The following is a 4,956-nucleotide window of genomic DNA, read 5'->3' on the forward strand; positions in this document are numbered from 1 at the left end:
TCGCCAAAAGTCTCGGCGAGCCGCTATGAATGATCAGTATATGCTTTCCGTTTTGACGGCGGCTTTCTCAAACTTAACTCTCTGCTAGAATCCAACTGTCAATAGAGTTTGAGATGCGCTAACCCTGCAATTTATGTTTGTCAAACAATGAAAAAGCTGATTTTTTTTGGGGGAATCTGCTGTTTAACTTCTCTAATACTAATTCATCTACCATTGCTAGCAAATGTACCGCTCATAAGACTAAGAAGAAATCAGGTTCGTTGTGAGCCACAGTTAGGAAGGATAATAAGCAAAGGCGACAAACGATTTGAAGTAGGAAGTTTAATTTGTAAGGAAGATAAATTAGAAGTTTTAAATGGTGGTTCTGTAGAATTCTTATGTTTTAGTTCGGGAAAATTTTTAAAATTACTTAGTGGGACTATTCCTCTTGATAAATGTGCCGAATCTGAACAAGCCTCATCTCCTTGCAATCCAAGCAACACTGATGGATGTCGCATACAAAAAGGAGGCACAGAAGGGAGCGATGAGCCAACAATCATTTCTCCTTATAGCACATCAACATTGAATTCTCGTCCCGAAATAACTTGGACTGCTGTTAAGGGTGCTACTTCTTACAAAGTCAAAGTAAAAAGTTACGAGTTTGGGTGGGAAAAAGTTGTAAATCAAACTCGGCTTGCCTACCCAACTGATGAAAAGGAATTTCAACCGGGTACTCCATATACAATAGATGTTTTTGCTTATAAAGATGGCGAAGCTTTTAGCTACGATGAAACGCTTGTGGACGTATTGTCTGTAGCCTCCCAAGAAAAAATTGCACAAAAGATTAAACGCATCAAAGACTTAAGGCTACCTCCAGATGAAACTATTCTTGACGTAGATGTTATCTATACGGCAGAAAATCTTTTAAATGAAACAATTGAGATGTTAAAAACGGCAACAACAACTGGTAGCCGAAATCCGACTCTTTACAGAGTACTGGGCGATCGCTATCTGAAGGCCAAGTTGCCAAACGAGGCGAAACCCGAATACATCCAGGCAACTGAGTTAGCCAAAAGCAGTAAGAATTCCAAAGAGTTACAAAAAGCCCAATCAGGGCTAAAATCAGTGGAATTTTACAACCAGCTTCCAACCAGGAGGAACCCACCCCAATAATAAGCCTTCTTATATTTAGGATTTGACAGTAAACTCAATTGCGCCTGACGTAGTGCTTCTGCTTTTGGCAAGCCATTGTTCAAACCTTTATAAAATTCTTGCATAAGCAAAGCGGTAGAATCGGCATCCACGCGCCACAAAGTAGCAACAGTACTACGCGCTCCTGCTTGAGCAGCCATTCCTGCAATACCCATTGCTGACTGCTTGTTGCCTTTAGCTGTTTCGCAGGCGCTGAGAACAAGTAACTCAATTGCATCTTGACTATTTTCAGTTTTACCTCTGATTAAGCTGTCAAAGTCTCTAATATTAATTAGCTTGTCATAGGCTACCAGTACTGTTTTGAGTGGGTCAGAACTGAATTGACCGTGGGTAGTAATATGTACAATCGGAAAATTATTTTGATTTAGTTCTTCTTTGAACCTTTTAACGGTAAACTTATTGTCTAATAAGGCTACTGACGATTCAGTTTGTTTTTGTACATTTTCTATTTCTTGTTTAGAGGGGAGCAAATTCTCCATGTTTTTAGGTGCATTTGGATCTATAGAACTGGGGCTAACTTTTGATAGTCCAGCTATCAAAGCTATCATCTGGTTTTGATGCAAGACTCTAGGTTGTCTAATTCTGGAACCTAAAGTTTCGGCAAGACTGTAACGCTCTATTAGATAATGTTTCCCATCATATAACAATGCCATTGGTATGCTTTGAAAAGATTTATCTAAAGTGAATACGAGTGTTCCTGATGTGGGTAGATATGTTTTAATTGGTGCAATTAGCTTTTCATAAATTACTTGAGAATAAGTAGTAAGGCTACTTTCGTCAACGTCAGAAAATTTTTCATTTTGTAAAGCTTCTAAAAGATGATCTATCTGGAATCGAACTAGTTTAGAATCAATAGAATGGTGATGAAGTGAGCCATCTGTTGACTGAGCAATTACTTCTATAGTATCCCCTAAATCAATAATGTTAATTACTGCTGGGGCGCTCTTGAGATTCTGAAGCTGGTTCAAAGCAACAAGATCAAGCTTGCCACATCTGAGAAAATTTTCTAAACGTGCTATTTGTAACCCTTCATTTATCTGTATTACTCGTTTCAAATCAGGATTAGGAGATTTTAAGAGTAATCGCATATAATTGCGATATGTCGGTTCCATTTCCTCCTGAAATGAAAACTCTAAATCTCCATTAGTTGACAAAAGACTATCACGAACTTCAGTCATATTTGCGATCGCCGCATTATAGTTCTGAATCGCTAACTCAGTTTTTCCCTGCTTGTGGTAAATTAGTCCTAACTGCTGCTGCCATTGGTAGGCGATATCCGAAGCCCGAATTGATTGAGCGAATCCTAAAGCCTTCTGAAAATATGCCTGTTTTTGTTCTGTTTGAGTTGATAATTTACCCAAAGTCCCAAAACTGTAGGATAACCATCGGACACTATTAATAGTTTCAGCCATTTTCAAGGCTAAATTAGTATATCGAATAGCTACCGATTTTAATTGTTCATCTGGAATCTGGCTGAGGTGATTAGCAAAATTCAACCGAGCATGAATAGATGGCTCAGGTGATAACTCCAAAAAGGCAGAAGAATTTTTATCTATTTGATTTACCAATACTCGAATTTGTTGATTAACTTTCTGATGAAGGTTCGCTTGATTTGGTTGATGAGTGAGCCATTTTTCCCAACTGATCAGTAAAGTTAAGTGATTCAACTGAGCTTGCAGTTTAGCTGATTTTGAGATATTTGGGAGATTTTCCAGTGTTTGGTAATCCCAGAGTGATTTTTGCGCTTTTTGTGGAATAATGTTAGCAATCTGTTCTCGAAAAAGTGGTTCCTCTATCCAAGAAGATTTATCTTGTAATTGCTGATAAATTGACTGTTCGATATTACCCAGAGACAGATAAATCCCACTAATATTTGATGAGGATACAAGTTTCGCCAGCGTTAATGTTTCTTGTAGAACTGTTTCCGATTCATTGAATTTCCCTAAAATCCGCAAGACTTCTCCTAGATTCTGTAATCCAAGCAAGTTAACTGATGTTGGTTTCTGCTTACCAATTACTGCCATCAGTTGCTCTTTTTGAGCAAGAGCGGGTTGCTGCAAAGTCGTGTCGCAAATACCTAGATTTGTATTCAACTTTAAAGCTTCTAAAAGTGTATTGCAAGCTTTTTTGTGTAATCCTAATGCTTGGAAAGCAAGGTTTTGATTAATCAGGCTTTCCGTAATCCCCTCTTGGTCGTTTAGTTGGCGATAAATTTTCGTAGATTCCTGCCAAGTTTTTAAAGAGCATTTTTCTATGTTTTTATCACTGAGAGCCTGAAAAACAAGAACTTGCGGACAGTGAAGCATTATCCCAGGTTGGATTTGCTTGGTCTGTGGTCAAAACAAAATTCCCTTGAGAATCTCGAATCAGAACGTTGGCTTCTATGATTTGTGTGGATTGGTTACTTATTAATGATTTGGGATTATGTGAATTATTAAAAGCTGGAACTGGAACAGAGTTACTTTGTTCAACATTGTTATACATCAGGTCGTTTGGCTGAGATTGGAGATTGCGAGTACTAACAACCAAACTACTGGTTCCTGTGCCTACTTGTGCTTGGCAAGCTGAGGTAATTTCAGGAGCTATTAAAATTCCTTCTGCTTTGAGTTGAGGAGGGGAAATGTTAGTATCAGCAATGCTGTACTTAACCGTACCGTTAATTCCGTACTTGGAACTAGCCGTAATCAAGCTATCAGGGGAAAAGAAGAGTCCTTGAGCATTAATTGTGATATTTCCACCACGGGCCTCAAAGGCATCTGCGTTGATGCTGCTGTTTTTTGAACCAGTTAATATGTCTGCATTAATTGTGATATTTCCCCCGTTGCCTTTATTGTCTGCGGATGCTGTGATAGTACTTTTGTTATTCAAAAACAAATCTATTGCATTCAATTGAATATCACCACCAACACCTGAAGCTGTAGAGGCAGTAATAGAACTTTTGTTATCTAAAGAAACAGAATCAGCATTAATGGCAAGCTTACCACCAACAGTACTGATTCCCTCATTCGTGACACTAACTTGTCCACCATTTATTAGGCTTAAGCGTCCAGCGTTAATATTTACTTCTCCAGGAGAGCCACTGGGGACTGGAGGAGCGCCGAAATACTGTTGAGTTTCTGTATTTGCCTTAGTGGCAGATGAGCCTACGGAACCACTTACCTCCAGATCAAAGGCATTGATGTTAAGAGTTCCGGCATCGCCAAATGCTTGAGTGGAAGTATTGGCGAACGCCTTATTTCCCACTACAAATGTTGGTGTATTGATTGTCAAATTTCCAGCATTCCCATTCCCAAAAGATTGAGAAGTCAAATAACTAGGAACATAGAATTGCCCAGAATTAATTAATTCTGTAGAATTGGTAACTTCTACAGAATTACGGGCATTGATAAATACGTTTCCTCCATTACCTTCTCCAAGTGTTAGAGATGAGATTAATCCTCCGTCCTGAGCCAATAATCGTTCTGTTGAAACTGTGATATTTCCAGCATTTCCTAAAGCTGATAGGCTACTACTAGTAATGATGCTGCTAACAACATAAGGATTAGAAGGTAAAAAACCAAGCAGTTTTATTACAGGAGCGTTTACAGTTACATCGCCTCCTCTCCCACTACTATAAGTTCTAGCACTGATACTTGCTCGAATGGCACTAAGAAAAGCCGAAACCCTTGCGGTTTAAGCAGTTTGCAATTGCTTGCGTAATTCATGCCGGGGTTTCGTCATCAAGGGGTAAATTTTTGGGCGACGTTTACGGACTCGTGGTTCATT

3 protein-coding genes are annotated in these 4,956 nt (G+C 38.9%); 1 reads left to right on the forward strand and 2 read right to left on the reverse strand.

Features of this window, described 5'->3' with window-relative positions; genetic code table 11:
- Window positions 1-147 precede the first annotated feature (147 nt).
- Window positions 148-1,152 carry a hypothetical protein gene (locus tag CDG79_RS38965; protein ID WP_223278625.1) on the forward strand — a complete coding sequence of 335 codons (1,005 nt, stop codon included), beginning with the start codon at window positions 148-150 and terminating at the stop codon, window positions 1,150-1,152.
- On the opposite strand, the gene CDG79_RS38970 is transcribed toward CDG79_RS38965, so the two are convergent.
- Together CDG79_RS38970 and CDG79_RS38975 are read right to left on the reverse strand one after the other, a co-directional pair.
- Window positions 1,113-3,497 carry a CHAT domain-containing protein gene (locus CDG79_RS38970; RefSeq protein ID WP_223278626.1) on the reverse strand — a complete coding sequence of 795 codons (2,385 nt, stop codon included), beginning with the start codon at window positions 3,495-3,497 and terminating at the stop codon, window positions 1,113-1,115. The genes CDG79_RS38965 and CDG79_RS38970 overlap by 40 nt on opposite strands.
- Window positions 3,454-4,644: an S-layer family protein gene (locus CDG79_RS38975; RefSeq protein WP_094346840.1), complete on the reverse strand. Its 1,191-nt coding sequence runs from the start codon at window positions 4,642-4,644 to the stop codon at window positions 3,454-3,456. Before CDG79_RS38975 ends, CDG79_RS38970 begins: the two co-directional genes overlap by 44 nt.
- Window positions 4,645-4,956: the final 312 nt, after the last annotated feature.

The organism is Nostoc sp. 'Peltigera membranacea cyanobiont' 232, assembly GCF_002245985.1.
Classification (GTDB): Bacteria; Cyanobacteriota; Cyanobacteriia; order Cyanobacteriales; family Nostocaceae; genus Nostoc.

What these genes read in the sequence shown, in the direction of transcription:
- CDG79_RS38965 (WP_223278625.1), top strand. Translation starts at nt 148, where the DNA reads ATGAAAAAGCTGATTTTTTTTGGGGGAATCTGCTGTTTAACTTCTCTA.
- CDG79_RS38970 (WP_223278626.1), bottom strand. Translation starts at nt 3,497, where the DNA reads ATGCTTCACTGTCCGCAAGTTCTTGTTTTTCAGGCTCTCAGTGATAAA.